The organism is Humibacter sp. (genome assembly GCF_035547335.1).
GTDB lineage: Bacteria > Actinomycetota > Actinomycetes > Actinomycetales > Microbacteriaceae > Humibacter.
The window spans coordinates 18,341-40,085 of the sequence record NZ_DASZVF010000005.1 but is presented as its reverse complement, the minus strand read 5'-3'; the positions used below and the strand labels follow the sequence as shown (position 1 = coordinate 40,085).

Annotated in this window: 20 protein-coding genes, 1 tRNA gene and 1 pseudogene; 11 read left to right on the top strand and 11 right to left on the bottom strand. The window is 69.5% G+C overall.

Translation table 11 applies throughout. The annotated features are described in order from the left end of the window. Nucleotides 1–150: 150 nt before the first annotated feature. The 6 genes from thrB to argS all read right to left on the bottom strand — a co-directional run bounded on the left by thrB (nucleotide 151) and on the right by argS (nucleotide 7,949). Nucleotides 151–1,122 carry a homoserine kinase gene (thrB, locus tag VHB92_RS01390; RefSeq protein WP_325450640.1) on the bottom strand — a complete coding sequence of 324 codons (972 nt, stop codon included), beginning with the start codon at nucleotides 1,120–1,122 and terminating at the stop codon, nucleotides 151–153. 11 nt (nucleotides 1,123–1,133) lie between these two features. Further along, a complete protein-coding gene (thrC, locus tag VHB92_RS01385) occupies nucleotides 1,134–2,231 on the bottom strand; it encodes a threonine synthase (RefSeq protein ID WP_325450629.1) in 1,098 nt (365 codons plus the stop codon). Nucleotide 2,232: 1 nt separating this feature from the next. Further along, nucleotides 2,233–3,603, bottom strand: a complete 1,371-nt coding sequence (locus VHB92_RS01380) for a homoserine dehydrogenase (RefSeq protein WP_325450627.1) — start codon at nucleotides 3,601–3,603, stop codon at nucleotides 2,233–2,235. Then, nucleotides 3,600–5,123, bottom strand: a complete 1,524-nt coding sequence (gene lysA / locus VHB92_RS01375; RefSeq protein ID WP_325450625.1) for a diaminopimelate decarboxylase — start codon at nucleotides 5,121–5,123, stop codon at nucleotides 3,600–3,602. The genes VHB92_RS01380 and lysA overlap by 4 nt, the downstream gene beginning before the upstream one ends. A 163-nt stretch (nucleotides 5,124–5,286) precedes the next feature. Further along, complete coding sequence (locus VHB92_RS01370; RefSeq protein ID WP_325450623.1) at nucleotides 5,287–6,138, bottom strand: DUF2993 domain-containing protein; 852 nt, start codon at nucleotides 6,136–6,138, stop codon at nucleotides 5,287–5,289. 83 nt (nucleotides 6,139–6,221) lie between these two features. Beyond that, nucleotides 6,222–7,949 (bottom strand): arginine--tRNA ligase, encoded by a 1,728-nt coding sequence (gene argS, locus VHB92_RS01365; protein ID WP_325450620.1) that lies wholly within the window; start codon nucleotides 7,947–7,949, stop codon nucleotides 6,222–6,224. Between the two features lie 216 nt (nucleotides 7,950–8,165). Between argS and VHB92_RS01360 the strand changes: the two genes are divergently transcribed. Further along, nucleotides 8,166–8,816, top strand: a complete 651-nt coding sequence (locus VHB92_RS01360) for an iron ABC transporter ATP-binding protein (RefSeq protein WP_325450618.1) — start codon at nucleotides 8,166–8,168, stop codon at nucleotides 8,814–8,816. 151 nt (nucleotides 8,817–8,967) lie between these two features. Beyond that, nucleotides 8,968–9,043, top strand: a tRNA-Arg gene (locus VHB92_RS01355). 88 nt (nucleotides 9,044–9,131) lie between these two features. Here the strand turns inward: VHB92_RS01355 and VHB92_RS16675 are convergent. Both VHB92_RS16675 and VHB92_RS01345 read right to left on the bottom strand, forming a co-directional pair. Continuing rightward, nucleotides 9,132–9,932 (bottom strand): annotated as a pseudogene (locus VHB92_RS16675) (NAD(P)-dependent oxidoreductase); the annotation flags it as partial. A gap of 180 nt (nucleotides 9,933–10,112) precedes the next feature. Further along, nucleotides 10,113–10,952, bottom strand: a complete 840-nt coding sequence (locus VHB92_RS01345; RefSeq protein WP_325450614.1) for a DUF3097 domain-containing protein — start codon at nucleotides 10,950–10,952, stop codon at nucleotides 10,113–10,115. A 207-nt stretch (nucleotides 10,953–11,159) separates the two neighbouring features. Between VHB92_RS01345 and VHB92_RS01340 the strand changes: the two genes are divergently transcribed. The 6 genes from VHB92_RS01340 to VHB92_RS01315 all read left to right on the top strand — a co-directional run bounded on the left by VHB92_RS01340 (nucleotide 11,160) and on the right by VHB92_RS01315 (nucleotide 16,597). Continuing rightward, nucleotides 11,160–12,152 (top strand): SDR family oxidoreductase, encoded by a 993-nt coding sequence (locus VHB92_RS01340; protein ID WP_325450612.1) that lies wholly within the window; start codon nucleotides 11,160–11,162, stop codon nucleotides 12,150–12,152. 79 nt (nucleotides 12,153–12,231) lie between these two features. Beyond that, nucleotides 12,232–12,867: an NADPH-dependent F420 reductase gene (locus VHB92_RS01335; RefSeq protein ID WP_325450611.1), complete on the top strand. Its 636-nt coding sequence runs from the start codon at nucleotides 12,232–12,234 to the stop codon at nucleotides 12,865–12,867. Between the two features lie 72 nt (nucleotides 12,868–12,939). Beyond that, nucleotides 12,940–13,803: an arginase family protein gene (locus VHB92_RS01330; RefSeq protein WP_325450610.1), complete on the top strand. Its 864-nt coding sequence runs from the start codon at nucleotides 12,940–12,942 to the stop codon at nucleotides 13,801–13,803. Nucleotides 13,804–13,875: 72 nt separating this feature from the next. Continuing rightward, on the top strand, nucleotides 13,876–15,333 hold the full coding sequence (locus VHB92_RS01325; protein ID WP_325450608.1) for an NAD(P)/FAD-dependent oxidoreductase: 1,458 nt from the start codon (nucleotides 13,876–13,878) through the stop codon (nucleotides 15,331–15,333). After that, entirely contained in the window at nucleotides 15,330–15,734 is a 405-nt protein-coding gene (locus tag VHB92_RS01320) for a Fe-S oxidoreductase (protein WP_325450606.1), read from the top strand. Before VHB92_RS01325 ends, VHB92_RS01320 begins: the two co-directional genes overlap by 4 nt. Next, nucleotides 15,731–16,597: an SDR family NAD(P)-dependent oxidoreductase gene (locus VHB92_RS01315; RefSeq protein WP_325450604.1), complete on the top strand. Its 867-nt coding sequence runs from the start codon at nucleotides 15,731–15,733 to the stop codon at nucleotides 16,595–16,597. Before VHB92_RS01320 ends, VHB92_RS01315 begins: the two co-directional genes overlap by 4 nt. A 72-nt stretch (nucleotides 16,598–16,669) precedes the next feature. Here VHB92_RS01315 and VHB92_RS01310 read toward each other — a convergent pair whose 3' ends face one another. Then, nucleotides 16,670–17,143, bottom strand: coding sequence for an SIP domain-containing protein (locus tag VHB92_RS01310; protein WP_325450602.1), 474 nt, complete (start codon nucleotides 17,141–17,143; stop codon nucleotides 16,670–16,672). A 121-nt stretch (nucleotides 17,144–17,264) separates the two neighbouring features. Further along, the gene (locus VHB92_RS01305) at nucleotides 17,265–18,692 is read right to left on the bottom strand and encodes an amidase (protein WP_325450600.1); all 1,428 of its coding nucleotides are present in this window, start codon (nucleotides 18,690–18,692) and stop codon (nucleotides 17,265–17,267) included. Nucleotides 18,693–18,869: 177 nt separating this feature from the next. Between VHB92_RS01305 and VHB92_RS01300 the strand changes: the two genes are divergently transcribed. From VHB92_RS01300 to VHB92_RS01290, 3 genes are read left to right on the top strand one after another with little or no spacing between them, the layout of a single operon-like run. Next, entirely contained in the window at nucleotides 18,870–19,232 is a 363-nt protein-coding gene (locus VHB92_RS01300; protein ID WP_325450598.1) for a GntR family transcriptional regulator, read from the top strand. After that, on the top strand, nucleotides 19,229–20,161 hold the full coding sequence (locus tag VHB92_RS01295) for an ABC transporter ATP-binding protein (protein ID WP_325450596.1): 933 nt from the start codon (nucleotides 19,229–19,231) through the stop codon (nucleotides 20,159–20,161). The genes VHB92_RS01300 and VHB92_RS01295 overlap by 4 nt, the downstream gene beginning before the upstream one ends. Further along, nucleotides 20,158–20,925: a hypothetical protein gene (locus tag VHB92_RS01290; protein WP_325450594.1), complete on the top strand. Its 768-nt coding sequence runs from the start codon at nucleotides 20,158–20,160 to the stop codon at nucleotides 20,923–20,925. Before VHB92_RS01295 ends, VHB92_RS01290 begins: the two co-directional genes overlap by 4 nt. Before the next feature lie 163 nt (nucleotides 20,926–21,088). Here the strand turns inward: VHB92_RS01290 and VHB92_RS01285 are convergent, their stop codons facing one another. Next, nucleotides 21,089–21,667 (bottom strand): GNAT family N-acetyltransferase, encoded by a 579-nt coding sequence (locus tag VHB92_RS01285; protein ID WP_325450592.1) that lies wholly within the window; start codon nucleotides 21,665–21,667, stop codon nucleotides 21,089–21,091. Nucleotides 21,668–21,745 lie beyond the last annotated feature (78 nt).

Here is a 21,745-nt window from a genome sequence, read left to right as displayed (position 1 = left end):
TACAAGAATTTCACCCGAACACCAGATTCGCGTATTGTCCGCGCCGTCTGGCAGGTGCTTGCAAGTCTAGCATCCCGGAGGTTCGCTGCCCGCCATGCACACGCCGTCGACGCGACGCAGTGTCGACGCGAGACGGTGTCGCGCCGCTCGCTACGGCGTCCCGTCCACTCGGTGCACCGTCGCGCCGAGAAAGTCGACGGCCAGCATGAGCGGCTGCCAGCTGGTCTCCGCGTGGTCGGCGACCAGCTGCGTTGCGGCCAGTCGTTGGGCCGGATCGCTGCACAGCACCAGGATCGACGGTCCCGCTCCCGACACGACGGCGGGGAACCCTGATGCCCGCAGCTCGGAGATCAGACGGTGCGTCTCCGGCATCGCTGTCGCGCGGTAGTTCTGATGCAGCTTGTCCTCCGTCGCCGCCAGGAGAAGCTCGGGGCTCTGCACGAGTGCCGCGACGAGCAGAGCCGACCTCGACACGTTGAACACGGCGTCTTCGTGCGGAACGGACTGCGGCTGGAGGCTGCGGGCCAGCGCCGTCGACATCACGTGGTCGGGAACGAACACCAGCGGCGAGACGCCGCGATGCACGATGAGCTTCTTGTGGGACGGGCCCGTGTCGGACATCCAGGCGATCGTGAGTCCACCGAAGAGAGCGGGCGCCACGTTGTCGGGGTGTCCCTCGAGATCGGTCGCCAGCGCGAGAAGACGGTCGGGTCCGAGTTCGGCTATGCCCTCCAGCAGCCCCTTCGCCGCGACGATGCCGGCCACAATCGCGGCGCCGGATGACCCGAGGCCGCGTCCGTGCGGGATGGCGTTGCTCGCCACCAGCTCGAGCCCGGGCAGTGCGACCCCCGCCGCCTTGAACGCGTGGGCGATGGAGCGTGCGACGAGGTTCGACTCGTCCGTGGGCACCTCGCCCTCCCCCACGCCGTGCACCTCGACGTGCACGCCGGGCTGCGCCCGCACCGTGACGGTGAGTTCGTCGTACAGCGCCAGTGCGAGTCCGAGGGTGTCGAAGCCGGGGCCGAGGTTGGCGGACGTGCCGGGAACCTTCACCCGTACGCTGCGACCCACCGGAACCGCGAGGTCTCCGGCCGCGGTGCCGGGGGCCGGCGCGGCGGCCATGGGCGACGCGCTCACGGCGCGCTCGTGGGGCTGGCCGCGGGGCTGAGGCCGAGCACGTCGGCGATCTCCGCGACATCCACGGGCACCGACGTGGGCTGCACCTCGCCGCCCTCCGGCAGGCGGAGCGCCCACTGCGGGTCCTTGAGCCCGTGGCCTGTGACCGTGAGGACGACACGAGACCCGGCAGGGACATCGCCCGCCTCCGAACGCTCGAGGAGCCCCGCGACGCTGATCGCGCTGGCCGGCTCGACGAAGACGCCCACCTCGGCGGACAGGATGCGCTGGGCGGCGAGGATCTTGTCGTCGTCGATGGCGCCGAAGTACCCGTTCGTGGCATCCCGTGCCGCGAGTGCGAACTCCCAGGAGGCGGGATTTCCGATGCGGATGGCGCTCGCCACGGTCTCCGGCTCTCGCACGGGGTGGCCAAGAACGATGGGCGCGCTGCCCGACGCCTGGAAGCCGAACATGCGGGGCAGCCTGCTGGAGACGCCGCGCTCGGCCTCCTCCGTGTAACCGCGCGTGTATGCCGTGTAGTTGCCGGCGTTGCCGACCGGGATGAAGTGGAAGTCCGGCGCGTCGCCCAGCACCTCGACCACCTCGAACGCAGCGGTCTTCTGGCCCTCGATCCGGTCGTTATTGACCGAGTTGACCAGGTGTACGGGGTAGTTGGCCGCGAGGTCGCGGGCGATATCGAGGCAGTCGTCGAAGTTGCCGCGCACCTGCAGCAGCTCGGCGTTGTGCGCGATGGCCTGGCTGAGCTTGCCCATCGCGATCTTGCCCTCCGGCACGAGCACGACGGCCTTGATGCCCGCGTGCGTGGCGTACGCCGCGGCGGAGGCCGATGTGTTGCCTGTCGAGGCGCAGATCACGGCCTTCGCGCCCTGCTCGACAGCCTTGGAGACGGCCATCGTCATGCCGCGGTCCTTGAACGAGCCCGTCGGGTTCATGCCCTCGAACTTGACGTAGACATCCGCTCCGGTTCGACGGGAGAGCGCGGGGGCAGGGATGAGCGGGGTGCCGCCCTCGCCGAGTGTGACGATGGGCGTGGCCTCCGTCACATCGAGACGGTCGGCGTATTCGCGCAGAACGCCCTGCCATTGGTGCGCCACGTCAGGCTCCTTCAACTCGTAGAACAGACGACACCGCCACGACCTCGTCGCTGTCGCGGAGGGCCGAGACCGTCGCCGCCAGTGCGGATTCGAACGCCTCGTGCGTCCCGATCACCAGCGTAGCCGTGCCGGGTGGGGCGTCCTGACCTGCGGCGGCGGGGGCGGAAGCGGCAGCGGATGCGGCGACCGAAGCGGGCGCGGACGCGACCGTCTGGGTCACGGTCTCGACCGAGACGTCGTTGTCGGCGAACACCGCCGCGATGCGGGAGAGCACGCCGGGCGCGTCCGCGACGAGCAGGGTGATCTGGTATCTGGTGCGCACCGCGCCCACCTCGAGCACCGGCAGGTCGGCGTGGGTCGACTCGGCCACTCCCGGCCCGCCGACGACGTGTCTCCTGGCGGCGGACACGACGTCGCCAAGCACGGCGGATGCGGTCTGCAGGCCGCCTGCGCCCGCGCCGTAGAACATCAGGTCGCCTGCGGCGGCCGCCTGCACGAACACGGCGTTGTGCACGCCGCGCACCGCCGCGAGCGGGTGCTGCCTCGGCACGAGCGCCGGGTAGACGCGCGCCGAGACCCCCTCGCATCCGTCGGCCGACGTGACCCGCTCGCAGATGGCCAGCAGCTTGATCACGTACCCGCCGTCCCTGGCGGCATCCACCTGCTGCTTCGTGATGCCGGTGATGCCCTCGCGGTGCACGGAGGCCAACGGCACCGTGGTGTGGAACGCGAGCCCGGCGAGGATCGCCGCCTTGGCCGCGGCGTCGTAGCCCTCGGTGTCGGCCGAGGGATCGCTGCGCTCGGCGTATCCGAGCTCGGTCGCGGTCTCCAGAGCGGACTGAAGGCTCTCGCCCGCGCTGTCCATGCGGTCGAGGATGAAGTTCGTCGTGCCGTTCACGATGCCGAGGATGCGCTCGACGCGGTCGCCTGCGAGGCTGTCGCGAAGCGGCCGGATGATCGGGATGGCGCCACCGACGGCCGCCTCGTAGTACAGCTGGGCGCCCACCTGCTCCGCCGCCGCGAAGAGCTCGGCTCCGTGCTCGGCCAGGAGCGCCTTGTTGCCCGTGACGACGTCGGCTCCCGACGTCAGGGCCAGCAGCACGTACTCCTTGGCCGGCTCGACGCCGCCCATGAGCTCGACGACGATGTCGGCGCTGAGGATGAGAGAGCGCGCGTCGGTCGTGAACAGATCGCGCGGCAGGTCGGTGCGGCGTTCGGCGTCGGGGTTGCGCACGGCCACGCCGATGAGCTCCAGACCCGCTCCGACGCGGGCCGCCAGCTCCTCGGCATTGTCGAGCAGCAGTCTGGCGACCTGGGATCCCACGGAGCCGGCCCCGAGAAGAGCGACCTTCAGCGTGCGGTACTCGATCACTTCGCCTCCTCCCGCTCGTTCAGCCGCGGGCGGCCGGTCTCGACGGAAGGGCCGCCGTTCGTGCGCGCAAGAGGTCCAGGCGCATCCGAGTCCCTGAGCGGCGCGGCACCCGATTCGGCGGCGACGTGCCCGGCGCCGAGGTCTCTGGAGAGCAGGTCGTCGATCGTCTCGCCTCGCACGATGACGCGCGAGCGTCCATCGGCGACCGCGACGACGGCAGGCCTGGTCAGGTAGTTGTAGTTGCTCGACAGCGACCAGCAGTAGGCGCCCGTCGCGGCGACGGCCAGCAGGTCGCCGGGCACGACGTCGCCGGGGAGGTAGTCGTCGTAGACGACGATGTCGCCGGACTCGCAGTGCTTTCCCGCCACCCGCACCAGCGCGGCATCCGCCTGCGACGTTCTTCCCACGATGCGGCTGGTGTAGTCCGAGCCGTAGAGCGAGGGCCTGGCGTTGTCGCTCATGCCGCCGTCGATGCTCACGTAGAGACGCTCTGCTGTGCCGCCTGCGGCATCCAGCACGACGGGCTTGGTCGTGCCGACGGTGTAGAGCGTGATGCCCGCCGGTCCGACGATGTACCTGCCCGGCTCGAACGCGGCGATCGGCATGGGGATGTCGGCCCGCTCGCATTCGGCCGCCAGCACCTGCGCGACGCGCTGGGCGAGGTCTTCGATGCGGTCGGGCCGGTCTGCGCTGGTGTACGCGATGCCGAAGCCGCCTCCGAGGTTGAGCTCGGGGACGGGCCCGTGCTGCAGCAGCCTGGCATGGACGGCGACCAGTCGCGCCGCCGATTCGGCGAAACCGTCGGCGCCGAAGATCTGCGATCCGATGTGGCAGTGCAGCCCGACGAAGTCGAGGCTCTCGTGCGAGCGGATGACCGAGGCGAGCCGCTCCGCGTCGTCGAGTGCAACACCGAACTTCTGGTCGTCGTGCGCCGTGGCCAGGAAGTCGTGCGTGTGCGCGTGCACTCCGGTGCGCACGCGCAGCCGCACGCGCTGCACCCGGCCGCGAGCGGATGCCGCGGCCGCGACCCGCTCGATCTCCTGTTCCGAGTCGATCACCACCGTGCCGACACCGACGTCGACCGCGCGGTCGAGCTCCTGGCGCGACTTGTTGTTTCCGTGGAATCCCAGCCTCGACGGGTCGACACCCGCCGCCAGCGCCACCGCCAGCTCGCCTCCGCTGGCGACGTCGATGCGCAGGCCGGCCTCCGTCATCCAGCGGGCGATGTCGGTGCTCAGGAAGGCCTTGCCCGCGTAGTACACCTCGGCGGTGGAGCCGACGCGTTCGAAGGCATCCGTGAAGGCCCGGCGCACGCGTTCTGCGCGGGAGCGCACGTAGTCCTCGTCGAGCACATACAGAGGCGTGCCGTACCGCCCGGCGAGGTCGTCGACTCGCACGCCGGCGATCGCTGCGGTGCCGTCGGGCTCGCGACGCAGACTCGGCGGCCAGACCTCCGCGGCGAACGCGTTCGGGTCGTCGGGCCGCTGCAGCCAGTCGGGAGCCAGGGGGTTGTCGGGCACGGCGGAGTCACCTCGGACTGATCGATGGACTGGCGAGCGGACCCGGGTTGGCCCCTGAAGCCGGCAGATGTGTCGCGCGAAGGCGCGTTCTGCGGATTTTACCGGGCCCGGTATACCGATGACGAAAACGCGGCGTCACAGAACGACGGCGTACCCGGCGGTCTCAGCCGCAGGAGCCGCGCTTCTGCAGGGCGTCGCCGCCCAGGACCAGCCCGTCCGCGGCGACGGAGACCGTCGCCGAACGCTCGTGGATGTCGAGACCCGTGGCCTGCACACCCTTCGGCAGGTACTGCGCGACGCAGATCGGGATCTGGGAGGGCACGAGATCCTTGGCGAACCTCGTGACGTCGAAGGCGCCGCCGCCTGCCGTCACCTTCACCTTCAGCGGGGTCAGCACGACGGTGTCGCCGTTCTGCAGCGTCGGCGTGACGGAGGCCGTGTAGCCGACGTCGATGCCCAGGATCTGGCCGGTGCCCTTCAGGCCGACGGCATCGCGGTTCAGCGTCACGGTCGTCTGGTTCGGAAGGGAGACGAGGCCGTTGACGGCATCCTGACCGATGACGACGGTGCCCTGCACGTTCTGCACGGGCTTCATGGTGTCGATGGGAACGCCGTGCGCGACGACGGATGCCTTCAGCGGGTTGCCCTGCACGCGCACATCCGGGGAGGTCAGCTCCATCTTCTGGAAGCGCCCGGCGATGAGCTGCTGGATGACGGAGAACCCGTCGACCTTCACGGAGAGGTCCTTCGCGGTGACGTCGGGAGGCAGTGCGCTCTGGATCTGGGTGTGCACGACGTTCTGCACCACCTGTCGCAGCACGGCATCCGTCACGAAGAACAGGCCGACCAGCACCAGCACCGTCACGGAGCTCCACAGCACCGTGTGCTGAGCGCGGCTCAGCCGGGAGCGATGCGGCGCGGCGTCTGCGGGATGCGCGCCGGCAGCGCGCGCCGCATCGCTCTCGCCGTTCACCGGAACGTTCCGGCCTGTGGCCGGCTCATCGTGCTTCGACATGGTCCCCCGTTCGTGTCGTGGCGCGTCCCGTTCTCGCGATCATCCTGCTGCCCCGTCCTGCAGCACGTGCCCGCGACGCGACCTCACATGCGGTCGGGCGCCGAGACGCCCAGCAGCCCGAGCCCGTTGCGGATGACCTGGCCCGTGGCGTCGTTCAGCCATAGCCGGGTGCGGTGCAGGTCGGTGATGGGCTCCTCCCCCAGCGGGATCACCCGGCAGCTGTCGTACCACTTGTGGTACAGACCCGCGACCTCCTCGACGTACCTGGCGACCCTGTGCGGTTCGCGCAGCTGAGCGGCCGTGGCGACGACGCGCGGGAACTCCTGCAGCGCGCCCAGCAGCGCCGACTCGGTCTCGTGCGTGAGCAGCTCGGGCGCGAAGGCGCTGCGGGTCACGCCCGCCGCCTCCGCGTTGCGCGCCACCGAGCGAGTGCGGGCGTGCGCGTACTGCACGTAGTACACGGGGTTGTCGTTGCTGTGGCTGCGCAGCAGATCGGGATCGAGCGTGAGCGGCGAGTCGGCAGGCGAACGGCTCAGTGAGTAGCGCAGCGCATCGGTTCCGAGCCACTTCTGCAGGTCGGTGAGCTCGATGATGTTCCCCGCCCGCTTGGACAGGCGAGCGCCGTTGATGCTCACCAGCTGGCCGATGAGCACCTCGATGTCGCGGTCGGGGTCGTCGCCTGCCGCGCCGGCGAGCGCGCGCAGCCTGTGCACGTATCCGTGATGGTCGGCGCCGAGGAGGTAGACCTTGTGCTCGAAGCCGCGGTCGGTCTTGTTCAGGTAATAGGCGGCATCCGAGGCGAAGTAGGTGTACACCCCGTTGCTGCGCCGGATGACGCGATCCTTGTCGTCGCCGAAGTCGGTCGTGCGCACCCACACCGCGCCGTCCTCATCGAACACGTGTCCCTGGGCGCGGAGCCGGCCGACGGCGTCGTCGACCAGGCTCGACCCCGTCGACGGATCGGGCTCGTGCAACGAGCGCTCGCTGAACCAGACGTCGAACTCGACGTTGAAGTCCTTCAGCGCCTGCCTGATCTCCGCCAGCTGCAGCTCGTAGCCGAGCTCGCGGGCACGGGCGAGGGCATCCTCGTCGGAAAGCGACAGCAGGCCGGGCTCGCGTTCGAGCACGGCGGTCGCGAGGTCGGCGATGTACTGGCCGGGGTATCCGCCTTCCGGCGTCGGCTCGCCCTTGGCTGCGGCGAGGATAGACGCTCCGAACTTGTCCATCTGGGAGCCCGCGTCATTGATGTAGTACTCGCTGGCCAGCTGAGCACCCGACGCCTTCAGCACGCGCGCGATGGAGTCGCCGAGGGCCGCCCACCTGGTGTGGCCGATGTGCAACGGCCCGGTGGGGTTCGCCGAGACGAACTCCAGGTTGATGGTGCGACCGGCCTGGCTCACGTTGCTGCCGTACGAGTCGCCTGCGTCGACGATGGTCTTGGCGAGAGCTCCGGCCGCCGCGGCATCCAGCCGGAAGTTGATGAACCCGGGCCCGGCCACCTCTGCGGAGGCCACACCGTCGAGCCGCTCGGCCTCCAGCGCGATCTCCTCGGCCAGCTCGCGCGGGTTCACGCCGAGCGGCTTGGCCAGACGCATGGCGGCGTTGGAGGCCCAGTCGCCGTGATCCCGGTTCTTGGGACGATCCAGACGGATGTCGGAACGCGTCAGGATCTGCTGCCTCTCCCCCGCCCCTTGCTCGACCGGCCCCTGCTCGGCCGGCCCCTGCTCGGCCGGCCCCTGCTCGGCGCAGCGTCGTTCCACCATGCGTGTGACGATGGCGTACAACTGGTCGGCGAGCTGATCGGGATTCACGACCGCCAAGTCTATCGGCCGCCTCCCGCACGATTTGGCGAGCGCCCTTCGTCCCTGAGCAAAGCTCGCCAGCGCTTCGGGCAGAGCTCTCCCGCGCGCTCGGGGCAATGCTCGCCAGCGCTCTGAGCAAAGCTCGCCTGGGCTCTGAGCAAAGCTCGCCTGGGCTCTTGCTATCCTCGTCGCACGCGTCCCCACCGCCGTCGGAAGCATCCCCTCATGCGCTCATCCCGCCTTCGCCGTCTCGAACGGCGCGCTCCGCTCCGCAGCCGCCCCACTCGCGTCGCCGTCGCCGCGGTGCTCGCGGCATCCGCTCTGCTCCTCGCGGGATGCCAGGGGTCGCCGGCTCCCGCCGCCACCGGCGGGGCATCCCATCGGCCGACGGCGTCCAGCAGCGCAACGGCGAGCGCGCGTCCCACCACGACGCCGAAGCCCAACCCCACTCCCGTCGGCATGACATGCGATCAGCTGCTCACGTCCGACCAGCTCTCTGCTGTTGTGCCGAAGATCACGCCGGCGTCCGACTTCACGCCGGAGAAGGGGTCGGATGCCGCGAAGGCGGTCGCGTACGCGGGCGTCGCGTGCGGCTTCACCAACCCGTCCACAGGGCACACGGTCGCGCTGTCCGTCGCGCGACCGGCGGCCGACGACCTCACGGCGCTCAACAACACCGCCATCCGGAGCAGCAAGGTCGTCCCCACCTACGGAGTGCCGCCGAAGGTGATGGGCTACTTCAACGCCGACTCGTCGAGCGGCGTCGCTCAGGCGTTCTCCGGCGGCTACTGGATCGTCGCCGAGTCGAAGGACTACCACGAGCCGGGCGATGCCGGCCAGGTCATCGCCGACGTGCTGTCGAATCTGCCCGGCTGACGTCGCCCGCCCAGCCGGCCGGAGGCAGCGGCACTCGGCGCCCCGCGAGCCGCGTAGCGCGCACCGGGGTGGTGCGTCGTCTGACATGCGGGCGGACGTTCGTCCGTTTCGGTTCCGGCCGCCGCCGGGTGCTAGCCTTGACGGGCACTGAGCCCCCATAGCTCAGGGGATAGAGCGTCTGCCTCCGGAGCAGAAGGCCGAAGGTTCGAATCCTTCTGGGGGCACCACGTCTCCATCCCCCGTCGCTGACGGCGTCAGTACGCCGACCATGTCCAGACCGCCGTCTCCTCGCTCGACGGCCGCCGCGAAGAGCGCGCCGCACGCCTGAATCAACGGAACCGGAACGGATGCCCGGCCCGCGGCATCCAGGATCAGCTGACAGTTCTTGAGCACGTCCGCGATGCCGGCCTGCGGGCTCAGGTCACCGGTGACGAGCTTCGCGGTCTTCACCCGGGAGATCGGCGACGACATCTGCCCGGCGTCGATGATGCTCCGCAGCTGCTCGGCGTCGAGGCCCTGAGCCTCCGCGAACGCGAACGCCTCGGCGAGGCCCGTGACCAGCGTCACGAGGAACACGTTGACGGCGAGCTTCATGGTCAGCGCAGCGGGAACGGCTCCGCACACTGTCGTCGACGAACAGAGCAGGTCGAGGATGGGGCGCACGCGTGCGACGGCATCCGGCTCGCCCGCGAGCATGCCGACGAGCTCGCGCCGCCTGGCCGGCTCCCGGGACCCGGAGACCGGCGCCTCGACGTAGGAGCCGCCCGCTCGTCGCACCTCGTCTTCCAGTCGCTGCGAGAACTCGCCAGACGTGGTCCCGAGGTGCACGAGGGTCGTGCCCGCGATCATGCGGCCGAAGTCGTCGGTCCCGCGCCTCAGCGTGGCATCGATGACCTCTTCCGTCGAGAGCATCACGAGCACGACGTCGCAGGACGCGAAGAGGGCGGGGACGCTCTCCGCGAGCGTCGCGCCGTCCTTCACCAGTCGCTCGACGGGCGGCGACGAGCGGTTCCAGACCGTGAGCTCGATGCCGGAGGCGAACAGGTTGCGCGCCATCGGCTCCCCCATGAGCCCCGTGCCGAGGAACCCGACTCGTGCCGCAGCATCGATCGTCATCCGCTTCTCCGTCCGTCTTCTCGGTTCGCCTGTCGGTTCGCTCCTCCTCGGTTCGCTCCTCGATTCGCCGAGGATCTGCAGAACCGTCGCCCGCTTCATGCTGGTGCCGTGCGACGAAGCCGGCAACGTCGACGAGCGACAAAGCGCGGCAAGATCGTGCCGAGTCGCGAACGCCGCCGATCACTCGGTGACGAAGTCGATGAGCTCCTCCACCCGGCCCAGGAACGCCGGCTCGAGGTCTCGGTACGTCGTCACGGTCGAGAGGATGCGCTTCCACGCCCTCGCGATATCGGCCTGATCACTGTGCGGCCAGCCGAGCGCCGCGCAGATGCCCTTCTTCCACTCGACGTTCCGCGGGATCTCGGGCCACGCCCCCAGTCCCACCCGCTGCGGCTTCACGGCCTGCCACACGTCGACATACGGATGCCCGACCACTTTCACGTGGGGCCCGTGCGGTCCGCGCGCCACGGCATCCGCGATCCTGCTCTCCTTGGAGCCCGGCACCAGGTGATCGACGAGCACACCGATGCGGCGGCCCGGTCCCGGGCGGGTGTCGCGGAGGATCGCCGCCAGATCGTCCACTCCCCCGAGGTATTCGACGACGACACCCTCGACCCGCAAGTCGTCGCCCCAGACCTTCTCGACGAGCTCCGCATCGTGTCTGCCCTCGACGAAGATGCGGCTCGCCCGCGCCACTCTGGCCGGCGCATCCGCAACGGCGAGAGATCCGGATGCCGTCCGCACGCGCCCCTTGGGCTTCGAGGGCGGCGGCGCGACCAGCACCACGGGCTTGCCGTCGATGAGGTAGCCGCCGCCGAGCGGAAAGGCGCGCACCTTGCCGAACCTGTCTTCGAGCTGCACCAGGCGGTTCTCGATGCCGACGATCGCTCCGGTGAATCCGGTGTCGGCGAGCTCCACCACGAGATCGTTCTCCGCGGCCACCGTCGTCGGCTGCGGGATGCCGCGCGAGCGCCAGTTGCCGGCGAGCGCGTCCGTGCCGTAGCGATCGTCGAAAGTCACCAGACAACGGTAGGGCGGATGCGTCGCGTCGCCGGGATCCGCGCGCGGCAGGTCCGCTTGTCATCGAGCGGTCCGCTTGTTGACGCGGGCAACCGGACCGCTCGGCAGCAAAGGGACCGCTCGGCGCACAGCAGCGCGGCTGCGGGCACGCGGCAGGAGCGCGGCAGGCGCACGACGAGCGCGCGGCATCCCTGCCAGGATCGGAGCATGGCTTCGAAGACGATTCTTTTCATCGGCGGTACGGGAACCATCAGCTCGGCGTGCGTCGCGCGGGCGCTCGAGAGCGGAGCATCCGTCACGGTGCTCAACCGGGGAAGGTCGCAGCTGCGACCGCTGCCGGAGGGCGTCGAGGAGCTGCAGGGCGACATCCACGATGCGGCGTCGGTGGATGCCGCGCTCGGCTCTCGCGAGTTCGACGTGGTCGCCGAGTTCCTCGCCTTCACGCCGGAGCACGTCGCGGCCGACGTCGCCCGTTTCGCCGGGCGCACCGGACAGTACGTGTTCATCAGCTCGGCGAGCGCGTACCAGACGCCGCCGCAGCGCGTGCCCGTGACGGAGTCCACTCCGCTGCGCAACCCGTTCTGGAAGTACTCGCGCGACAAGATCGCATGCGAAGACCTGCTCGTGCGCGAATACCGGGAGAACGGCTTCCCCGCGACGATCGTGCGGCCATCCCACACCTACGACCGCACCTCGATCCCCACCTCCGGCCACTGGACGGACATCGCGAGGATGCGAGCGGGCAAGCCCGTCGTGGTGCACGGCGACGGCACGAGCCTGTGGACCATCACGCACAGCACCGACTTCGCCGTGGCCTTCGACGGGCTGCTGGGCAACCCGGTCGCGGTCGGCGACACGTTCCACATCACCGGAGACCACGCGCCGACGTGGAACCAGATCTACGGTTGGCTCGGTGAGGCCGCTGGGGTCGAGCCGGAGCTCGCCCACGTGGCATCCGAGACCATCGCGCGCATCTGGCCCGATCTCGGCCCGGCGCTCATCGGCGACAAGGCGAACTCGATGGTGTTCGACAACAGCAAGGTGAAGGCGCTCGTACCCGAGTTCTCCACCACCGTCACGTTCGACCGCGGCGCGGCGCAGATCATCGAGTGGTACGACGCGCACCCGGAGCAGCAGCGTTTCGACGCCGAGCTGGATGCCGCGTTCGACCGGATGGTCGCCACGATTCCCAGCGCGTGAGCGGCGTTCCCACTCGCCGGTTCCGCGCGGATCGCCGGCGAGTGGGAATGAACCGTGCGCCTGGCCCGTTGCCGCACGCATGACGACCATCGGACTCATCGGAGCAGGACACATCGGATCGCAGATCGCCAGGCAGGCGGTCGCGAACGGATACGACGTGGTGGTGAGCAACTCGCGAGGCCCGGAGACGCTCACGGAACTCGTCGCGGAGCTGGGCGAGCACGCCACGGCGGCCACCACGGAGCAGGCTGCTGCGGCAGCGGACATCGCGGTGGTGACCATCCCGTTCCACGCGATCGACCAGGTGCCTGTCGAGCCGCTGAACGGCAAGCCGGTCATCGACACGAACAACTACTACTGGGAGCGCGACGGCCACCGCCCCGAGCTGGACGACTTCAGCGAGACGAGCTCGGAGCAGCTGCAGCGCCGCCTGGCCGGCGCGCACGTCGTGAAGGCGTTCAACCACATCTTCGCCTCCGACATCACCGACAACGCGCAGAAGCCGGGCACCGATGGTCGCCGCGCGCTGGCCGTCTACGGCGACGACGCCGAGGCGAACAAGGTGGTGTCGGACTTCATCGACTCGATCGGATTCGACGTGGTCGACGGAGGACCGCTCAGCGAGAGCTGGCGCATCCAGCGCGACACTCCCGGATACGGCCCGCGGATGACGGCGGCCGAGCTGCGAGAGGCACTGCAGGCGGCGACCAGGTAGAACCACGGCGGCGGTCTCGGTCACGACGGCCCGCCTGAGGCGCAGCGAGTGTGACGGGTTAGGGTGAAGGCCGTGCCGACACGCTTTCTGATGGTGCCCCAGTGGCAGGGCTCCAGTTCGTCGCGGGCGATGCAGCTGATGGATGGCGCGGCCGCCATCGCCGGCGACCTGCCGTCCTCCGCCACCACGACCGTCGACGTGCCGATGGAGGCCGGCGAGTCGCTCGGCACCGGTGTGCAGCGGCTGTCCTCGATCGCCGCCATCCGCGATCGAGCCGTCGCCGCCCTCACCGAGCTGTCGGCGATCGGCGACGGGACGATCGTGACGATCGGAGGGGACTGCGGCGTCGAACTGGCCAGCGTCGGGCACGCCGTTGCCTCACGTGAGCCGGGCAGCGTCGCGCTCGTCTGGCTGGATGCTCACGGCGACCTGAACACGCCAGACACCTCGCCGTCCGGTGCGTTCCACGGCATGGTCGTGCGTGCCATCCTCGGCGAGGCGCCCGAGCCGCTGGCCGCCGGCGGGCGTGCGAAACTCACGGCCGGTTCGCTCGTGCTGGCCGGAACGCGCGAGCTCGACGAGCCGGAGGCCGCGTTCATCGACGAGGAAGGCATCCGGGTGCTGCCTCCCGAGCAACTGCATACGCCCGACGAGCTCGTGACGGCAGTCGAGTCGACGGGAGCGACCGCCGTCTACATCCACGTCGACCTCGACGTGCTCGATCCCGGTGCGATCTCCGGCGTGCAGTTCCCCGAGCCGTTCGGCCTCGCGCCCGACGAACTCGTCGCCGCCATCGTGGCGCTGCGCTCCCGGTTCGAGCTGGCCGGAGCCGGCATCACCGAGTTCGCGCCGCGCAACCCGGATGCCGCAGCAGACGACCTGCCCGTCATCCTGCGCATCCTCGGAGCGCTCACCCGCCCAGCGCCCGGCGCGTGAGCGGGCCGTCGCCGACGGGCCGTCGCCGATAGTCTGCCGAGAGGCCGGAGTCTGAAGAGCGAGGGTGAGAACGTGAGCGAACTCGAATACGACGTCGTCGTGATCGGCGGCGGCGCCATCGGCGAGAACGTGGCCGACCGGGCCGTGCAGGGCGGCATGCGCACAGTGCTCGTGGAGTCCGAGCTGGTCGGCGGCGAATGCTCGTACTGGGCGTGCATGCCGTCGAAGGCGCTGCTGCGCAGCGGCGCGCTGCTCCGCGCCGCTCGCAACGTGGACGGCGCGCAACAGGCGGTGCAGGGCGACCTCGATGTCGCGGCCGTGCTGCGCCGCCGCGACAAGGTGACCAGCAACTGGAAAGACGACGGCCAGGTCGAGTGGTTGAACGGCGCCGACATCGATCTGGTGCGCGGCCACGCCAGGCTCACCGGTCAGAAGCGCGTGGAGGTCACCGGGTCCGACGGGGAGCTCACCACGATCGTCGCCAGACGAGCCGTCGCGGTGTGCACCGGGTCCGCGTCGCTGCTACCTGACATCCCCGGGCTCGCCGAAGCCGATCCCTGGACGAGCCGTGACGCGACGAGCGCGCAGGAGCTTCCTTCGTCGCTCGCCATCATCGGAGGCGGCGTGGTGTCCGTCGAGATGGCCACGGCCTACGCGGGCTTCGGCGTGCAGGTGACCGTGATCTCGCGCAGCGCGCTGCTGACCAAGAACGAGCCGTTCGCCGGCGAACTCGTGCAGCAGTCGCTGACCGACCTCGGCGCCGAGGTGCTCATCGGGGTCTCGCCCGTGCGAGTCTCGCGCGACGACGAGACGGTGACCATCGAGCTCGACGACGGGCGAAGCATCACGGCCGACGAGGTGCTCGTGGCGACCGGCCGGATTCCGCACACCCAGAACCTCGGGCTGGAAAGCGTCGGCCTCACCTCCGGCGACTGGCTCACGGTGGACGATTCGATGCGGGTGCTCGACCACGACGGCTCCGTGCTCGACGACGCCGGAGAGGATGCCTGGCTGTACGCCGTCGGCGACGTCACGCACCGCGCGCTGCTCACCCACCAGGGCAAGTACGACGCGCGCATCGCAGGCGACGCGATCGCGGCCCGCGCCAAAGGCAGGACGCTCTCGCTGGCGCCGTGGTCCACGTACGCGGCGACGGCCGACCACGCCGCAGTCCCGCAGGTGACGTTCACCGACCCGGAGGTCGCCTCTGTGGGGCTGAGCGCGGCGGAGGCGCAGAAGGCGGGCATCCGTATCCGGGTCGTGGACTACGACATCTCCGGCGTCGCCGGAGCGACCATCGCCAGCGACGATTACGTCGGAAAGGCGCGCATGGTGGTCGACGAGGACCGCAAGGTGCTGGTCGGCGCCACGTTCGTGGGCCTCGACGTCGGCGAGCTGCTGCACTCGGCCACCATCGCGATCGTGGGCGAGGTCACCATCGACAGGCTGTGGCACGCGGTTCCGTCGTACCCGACGCTGAGCGAGGTCTGGCTGCGCCTGCTCGAGACGTACGGCCGGCCGACGGAGTGAGCGAGCTCGGCCTGCGCTCGGCGCTCACCGGTCTGGCCGGCATCCCTCGCCTGCTGCTCGTCGACTCGGCGATCTCCCGGCTCGGCTATTGGTACGCGACGGGCGTCGGGCTCGTGTGGGGCTTCGCGTGGAGCGTCGGCCGCGTCGAGCGACGCAAGGGCCTGTGGGTGTTCGCCGGGATGCCGCAGCGCACCTTCGGGCGTGGCGGCTCGTGCATCGGCGGCTGCTACCTGACCGACCGCAGCATCGACGACGGCGTGCTCGAGCACGAGGCCGTGCACAAGCGGCAGTGGCAGCGGTACGGCATGCTGCTACCGCTCCTGTACCTCGCAGCGGGGCGCGACCCGCTGCGCAACCGGTTCGAGATCGAGGCCGGCCTCGAGAAGGGCGGATACCTGTGAAGCCGTCACCGCGCACCATCGTGATCACGGGCGCCAGCTCGGGAATCGGAGCGAGCGCCGCCGAGGCGCTCGCGGCGCAGGGCGAGCACGTGGTCGTCGTCGGCCGCAACGCGCAGCGCGTGCGCGAGGTGGCCGAGCGTACGGGAGCCGACTCGTTCGTCGCGGACTTCGAGCGGCTGGACGACGTGCGTTCGCTGGCATCCGGCCTGCTGGAGCGGCTGGACCGCATCGATGTGCTCGCCAACAACGCCGGAGGCCTGTATCACGAGCGGCAGAACACCGTCGACGGACACGAACGCACCATCCAGACCAACCATCTCGCGCCGTTCCTGCTGACGCACCTGCTGCGGGACCGCCTGGTGGAGAGCGCGAAGGATGGCCCCGTTCGCGTCATCGGCACGGCGAGCATGGCCAACACGTTCGGCTCCCTCGACCTCGACGACCTGGACTGGCAGAAGCGGCCGTGGCGGGGCGGATGGCAGGCGTACGGAACGTCGAAGCTGGCCGACATCCTGTTCGCTCGCGAGCTGGGCGAGCGCCTCACCGGTACGGGCGTGACCGCCTACTCGTTCCATCCCGGGACGATCGTGACGAGGTTCGGCGAACAGTCGCCGCTGATCAGGTTCGGCAACGCCGTCACGGGAGGGCGGTACGGCCGTTCCGCCGTCGGCGGGGCCGCACCGCTCATCGCGCTCGCCTCGGACCGGCCCGTCGGTGAGCCGACCGGCACCTACTTCGACCGGTTCACAGCGAACGGCAGGGTGAACAGGAAGGCGCGGAACCCGCAGCTGGCGCACGACCTGTGGACGACGACCGCGAAGATCCTCGGGCTCGCGTCGGCCGGTGGGCTCGCCGCCGCTTGACCACGACCGGCGGCCGGTCTCGGGGGGCGAGATCGACGAGGCGGAGGCATCAGGTCGTCGAGGGAGCAGGTCTCAGTTCGCGCGCGACCCGTGCCGCAGGCCGTAGCGCTCGGGGACGGCGACGTGCTCCTCGGGCATCCGTGCCTCGACGGTGAGCACCTCGTACACGTCGCTCACGCCGCGGAAATCGCCGGTCAGGATGGCCTTGGTGTCGCCCGGTCCATCGCACAGCATCTCGGCGGCCCATGCCCGAACCGCTCGGCGCAGCGCCTGCCCTGGCGCGCAACGCTCGCCGGTGCCGGCGCGGCCCCCGCGCACGGAGCGCGGAAGCCACGTGACCGTCATGCGCATCGGCACCTGCAGCGCGAACACGTCCTTCGGCTCTGGCACCTCGACGAAGACCCTGCCCTTGGCACACAGCGGCAGCAGCGCGAGCTCCGTCTGGAGTTCGGCGAGCGAGGTCTCGTCCGCCGTCACCACGAACTGCACCCGGTCGTCTCGGTGTGCTGTGGCGCCGGTGTGGGCGGAGTGCTCGGGCTGGTACATCGTGGTTCCAGTATAAGGGCAGCCTTACCTAACGATCCGCGCTCGAAGCGCATCCACAGGCCCCGCTCGGCGCTCACTCGCCGCTGTGGACGGAGACCGGCTCACGTGGAACCCGGTGCGCTCACCAGACGGGGGGCCTGCGGTCCTGCCAGCGGAGGCGACGCTGCAGCTGAGCGCCGAGCGCGAGAAGCACGGCTTCTCCGCCGGGGCGTCCGATCAGCTGCACTCCCATCGGGAGGCCGTCGGATGTCTGCAGCACCGGCAGCGTGATGGCGGGCAGTCCGCTCACGTTGACCATCGACGTGTACGGCGTGTACTGCACCTGCTGCGCGAAATTGCGTTCGCCGTCCTCGGTGTCATACCAGCCGATGGGTCGAGGTGTCATCGCCACGGCAGGGGTCAGCACGGCGTCGAACGAGGACAGCTGCCTGATGAAGGAGCGCTCGTAGGCCGCGAGGGCGGCGAGCGCCGCACCGAGCTCGCGGGCACCGATCGCGCGACCCTGCTCGACGAGCCAGCGGGTGAGCGGCTCGAGCAGGTCGAGCGCCTCACCGTCGGCGGGGATGCGGGCGGCGCCCGCCTTCCACAGCGTCGTGAACGCGGGAGCGTAGCCGGCATCCGGCCGGAGCGCCGTCTGCTCGATGCCGTGCCCAAGGGCGACGAACTCCTCGACGGCGCGGTCGAGCGCCGCCACGGCGTCCGGATCGAGCGCGATCTCGTAGTCCAGGTCCCACGCGCTCGTCGTCATCACGCCCAGCTGGTACCGGCCCTCGCCGCGCACGGCGTGACCGAGGAAGGCGGTGTCGTCCTCCGGCGCCACGACCGCGAACCTGTGCTCGATGCGGCCATTCCTGCGTGCCATCATCCCGTCCAGCAGCAGGGCGGCATCCTCGACCGTGCGCGCGATGGGGCCGTCGACCACGAGCCCGCCGAGGGATTCCAGCCCGCTGCCCGAGGGGACCCGACCCCGTGACGGCTTGAGGCCCACCACGCCGCACGCGGCGGCCGGGATGCGGATCGAGCCGCCCCCGTCCGATCCCGGGGCGAACGGCAGCATCCCGCTCGCCACAGCGGCCGCCGCTCCGCCACTGGAACCGCCGGCGCCCAGCTCCAGGTTCCACGGCGTGCGCACGGGCGGCGCGACGAGCGTCTCGGTGTACGAGGGCAGCCCGAACTCGGGGGCGCCCGTCTTGCCGAGACTGACGGCGCCGGCGGCATCCAGGTCGTGCACGATCTCATCCGACTCGTCGGGCACGTACCCCGCGAGCAGTCGCGAACCGAACCCGGCGGGCACACCCGCCCTCCGCCAGAGGTCCTTGTCGCCGACGGGCAAGCCCCAGAGCGGCGCCGAATGCGGAACGGATGCCTCCACCTCAGCGGCCCGCTCGCGCGCCCGCTCCGGCGTGACGGTCACGAAAGCGCCGAGCTGCGGGTTCAGGGCATCGATGCGACCGAGGTAGTGGTCGACCAGCTCGCGAGGTGAGATCGTGCCCCTCTGCAGCAGGTTCCACTGCTGAAGGGCGGTGAGCTCGTGCAGATCCTCGACCATGGCACGAGCCTATGGCCCGGCGCTCGAACCCGGCACGGCGCCTCGGGTGGCTGAAGCACCGGAGACGAGCGCGTCGGTGCGCCGATACGCGTTCGGCCGGATACCCAGCGGACACGAGAAACCGTTGACACCGCCTCTTGGGTTAGTTACTCTACTAATGAACCAACAAGGAGTGCGGTGATCGACGACAGCAAGCCGATCTTCCAGCAGATCGCGGAGCAGATCGAGAACGACATCATCTCCGGCGCGCTGCCGGAGGAGAGCCAGGTGCCGTCGACGAACGAGTTCGCCGCGTTCCACCGGATCAATCCGGCGACGGCCGGGAAGGGCGTCGCCGTGCTCGTCGACGACGGCGTGCTCTACAAGAAGCGCGGCATCGGCATGTTCGTGGCCACCGGTTCGCGCGAGAGATTGCTCGCGAAACGACGCGAGAGCTTTCGTACCGACTTCGTCGCGCCGCTCATCGCGGAAGCCAAGAAGCTCGGAATCTCACCTGCGCAGCTCAATCAGCTCATCTCGGAAGAAGGAGAAGCATCATGACCGATACGGCCACTCCCGTGGTCGAGGTCAGCGGCCTCACGAAACGCTTCGGCGACGTGGTCGCCCTCGACGACGTCACGCTCACCGTTCGCCCCGGCGCCATCACGGGTCTGCTCGGCCGCAACGGCGCAGGCAAGACCACGCTGATGCAGACCATCACCGGGCAGGACTTCGCGAACTCGGGCGAGATCAGGGTGTTCGGGGAACACCCGGTCGAGAACGCCAAGGTGCTCTCCCGCATCTCCTTCATCAAGGAGGGTCAGAAGTATCCGGACGAGTTCAAGGCGAAGCACGTCTTCGCGTGCGCTCCCTGGTTCTACGAGAACTGGGACGCCGAGTTCGCCGCGCAGCTCATCGACGACTTCCAGCTTCCGGTCAACCGCCGCATCAGAAAGCTGTCACGCGGCCAGCTGTCGGCCGTCGGCGTCATCGTCGGTCTGGCGTCCCGCGCGCCGCTGACGTTCTTCGACGAGCCGTATCTCGGACTGGATGCCGTGGCCAGGCAGACGTTCTACGACCGGCTCCTTGCGGACTACGGCGAGCACCCTCGCACGATCATCCTCTCCACGCATCTCATCGACGAGGTGGCGAACATGCTCGAGCATGTCGTCGTGATCGACAGGGGCCGCATCATCATGGACGAGTCGGCCGACTCGGCACGCGAGTCCGCGACCACCGTGGTCGGGCCACGCGGCGCGATCGACGCGTTCGTCGCGGGTCGCCGCGTGCTGCACAGGGAGGGAATCGGCGGACTCGCGTCCGTCACGGTCGAGCGGCTGGATGCCGACGAGCGGCGCGAAGCACTCGCGGCCGGTCTCGAACTGGCTCCCGTCTCGCTTCAGCAGCTCATCGTCCGCACGACGAACTCGGCCACAACCGACTTCGGTGCCGAGGAACCCTCCTCGATCAAGGAAGGAACGCGATCATGACCGCCATCAGCACGACAGCAGCGCTCAGGGACACCACCGCCGTGCCGAGCACCGGCAGGCGCATCTGGAACGTCACACGACTGCACTTCGCGAACCGCTTCAGCATGATCGCGCTGCCGTGGATCATCATCGGGTTCATCTACCTGGTGAACCTGGTGATCTGGATCTCGATCTTCGCCTCGACCCACGAGCAGCTCACGGGCACCCAGTGGTCGGGATCGACGATGTACATCTTCGTGTACTTCGGCATCGCGGCGGTGCAGGCCATGAACCTCACATTCCGCTTCGCGATGGGCATGTCGGCGACGCGGCGCGACTACTACCTCGGCACCGTCGTGGCGTTCGCCCTGCAGGGCCTGCTGTTCACGGCCGTGTGCACGCTGCTGTCCTACGTCGAGGACTGGACCAACGGCTACGGCATGAGCGCACACATGTTCAGCAACATCTACATGGGAACGGGACCGCTCTGGCAGCGGCTGTTCACCGCGTTCTTCGCCTTCATGTTCTGCTTCGCGCTCGGTGCGCTCGCTGGCAGCGTCTTCGTGCGGTGGCGATCCAACGGCCTGTACCTCCTCGGCGCCATCGTCGCGGTGCTCGGCGTGGGCTTCGTCGCCGTGACGACGCTGACCGGCTCCTGGCCCGCTGTGGGCGCGTGGTTCGCCGACTCCCGCACGGTCGGCGTGGTCGCGTGGCTGCTCATCCCCATGGTGGTGAGCGCCGTGATCGGCTACTTCGTGCTGCGCAAGGCGCCCTCCCGCGCGTAGCCACCACGACGAGAACGTCGTCTGGGCACGGATCGAGGCTTGCCCCATCCAAGGGATGCCGGCAGGCCTCGATCGTCTGTCGTCGTCTAGGCCGCGACGCGTCGTCGTCCTTCCGCCGCCGGCCTCGTGAGGTCGCGGCGTCGGCGCGCCGGCGCCCGACGAACTACTTGAGGCTCTTCTGCATGAGCACGGTGCCGAGCCAACGCCCGAACTTGAAGCCGACGTGGCCCATGCTACCCACCTCTTTGAAGCCGAACGCCTTGTGCATCGCAATGGATGCGTCGGCCCCCTGGTCTGCGATCACCGCGACCATCTCCTTGAGCCCGGCCTGCTTCGACGCGTCCAACAAGGCCGTCATGAGCGCCGTTCCGAGGCCCTTGCCCGTCGACGCCTGGCCCAGGTAGATCGAGTTCTCTACCGTGAACCGGTACGCCTTCTTCTGCTTCCACGGTGTGACGAGGGCGTAGCCGAGGATCTGACCTCGCGGCGACTCGGCGACGAGGAACGGCATGCCCAGCTTCGTCAGGTACGCGTACTTGGACTTCCATTCCTTGAGCGTCATGGCATCTTCGTCGAACGTCACCGTGCTGTTGGTCACGTAGTAGTTGTAGATCTCGCGGATGTGCGGAAGATCGGCCGGCCTCGCCGCCCTGATCTCGTAGGCGAACGGCGCTTCCGGCGGCTCGCGTCTGCGCAGATGCGGTGGCGGCATCCGGCGCGTCTCGTATTCCTCTTCCAGCACGCCGTCCAGCGTAATCGCCGCATGTTGCGCCGCTGTTTCACGTCGACGGGGCGGAACGCAGCGGCCGGAACGAGCACC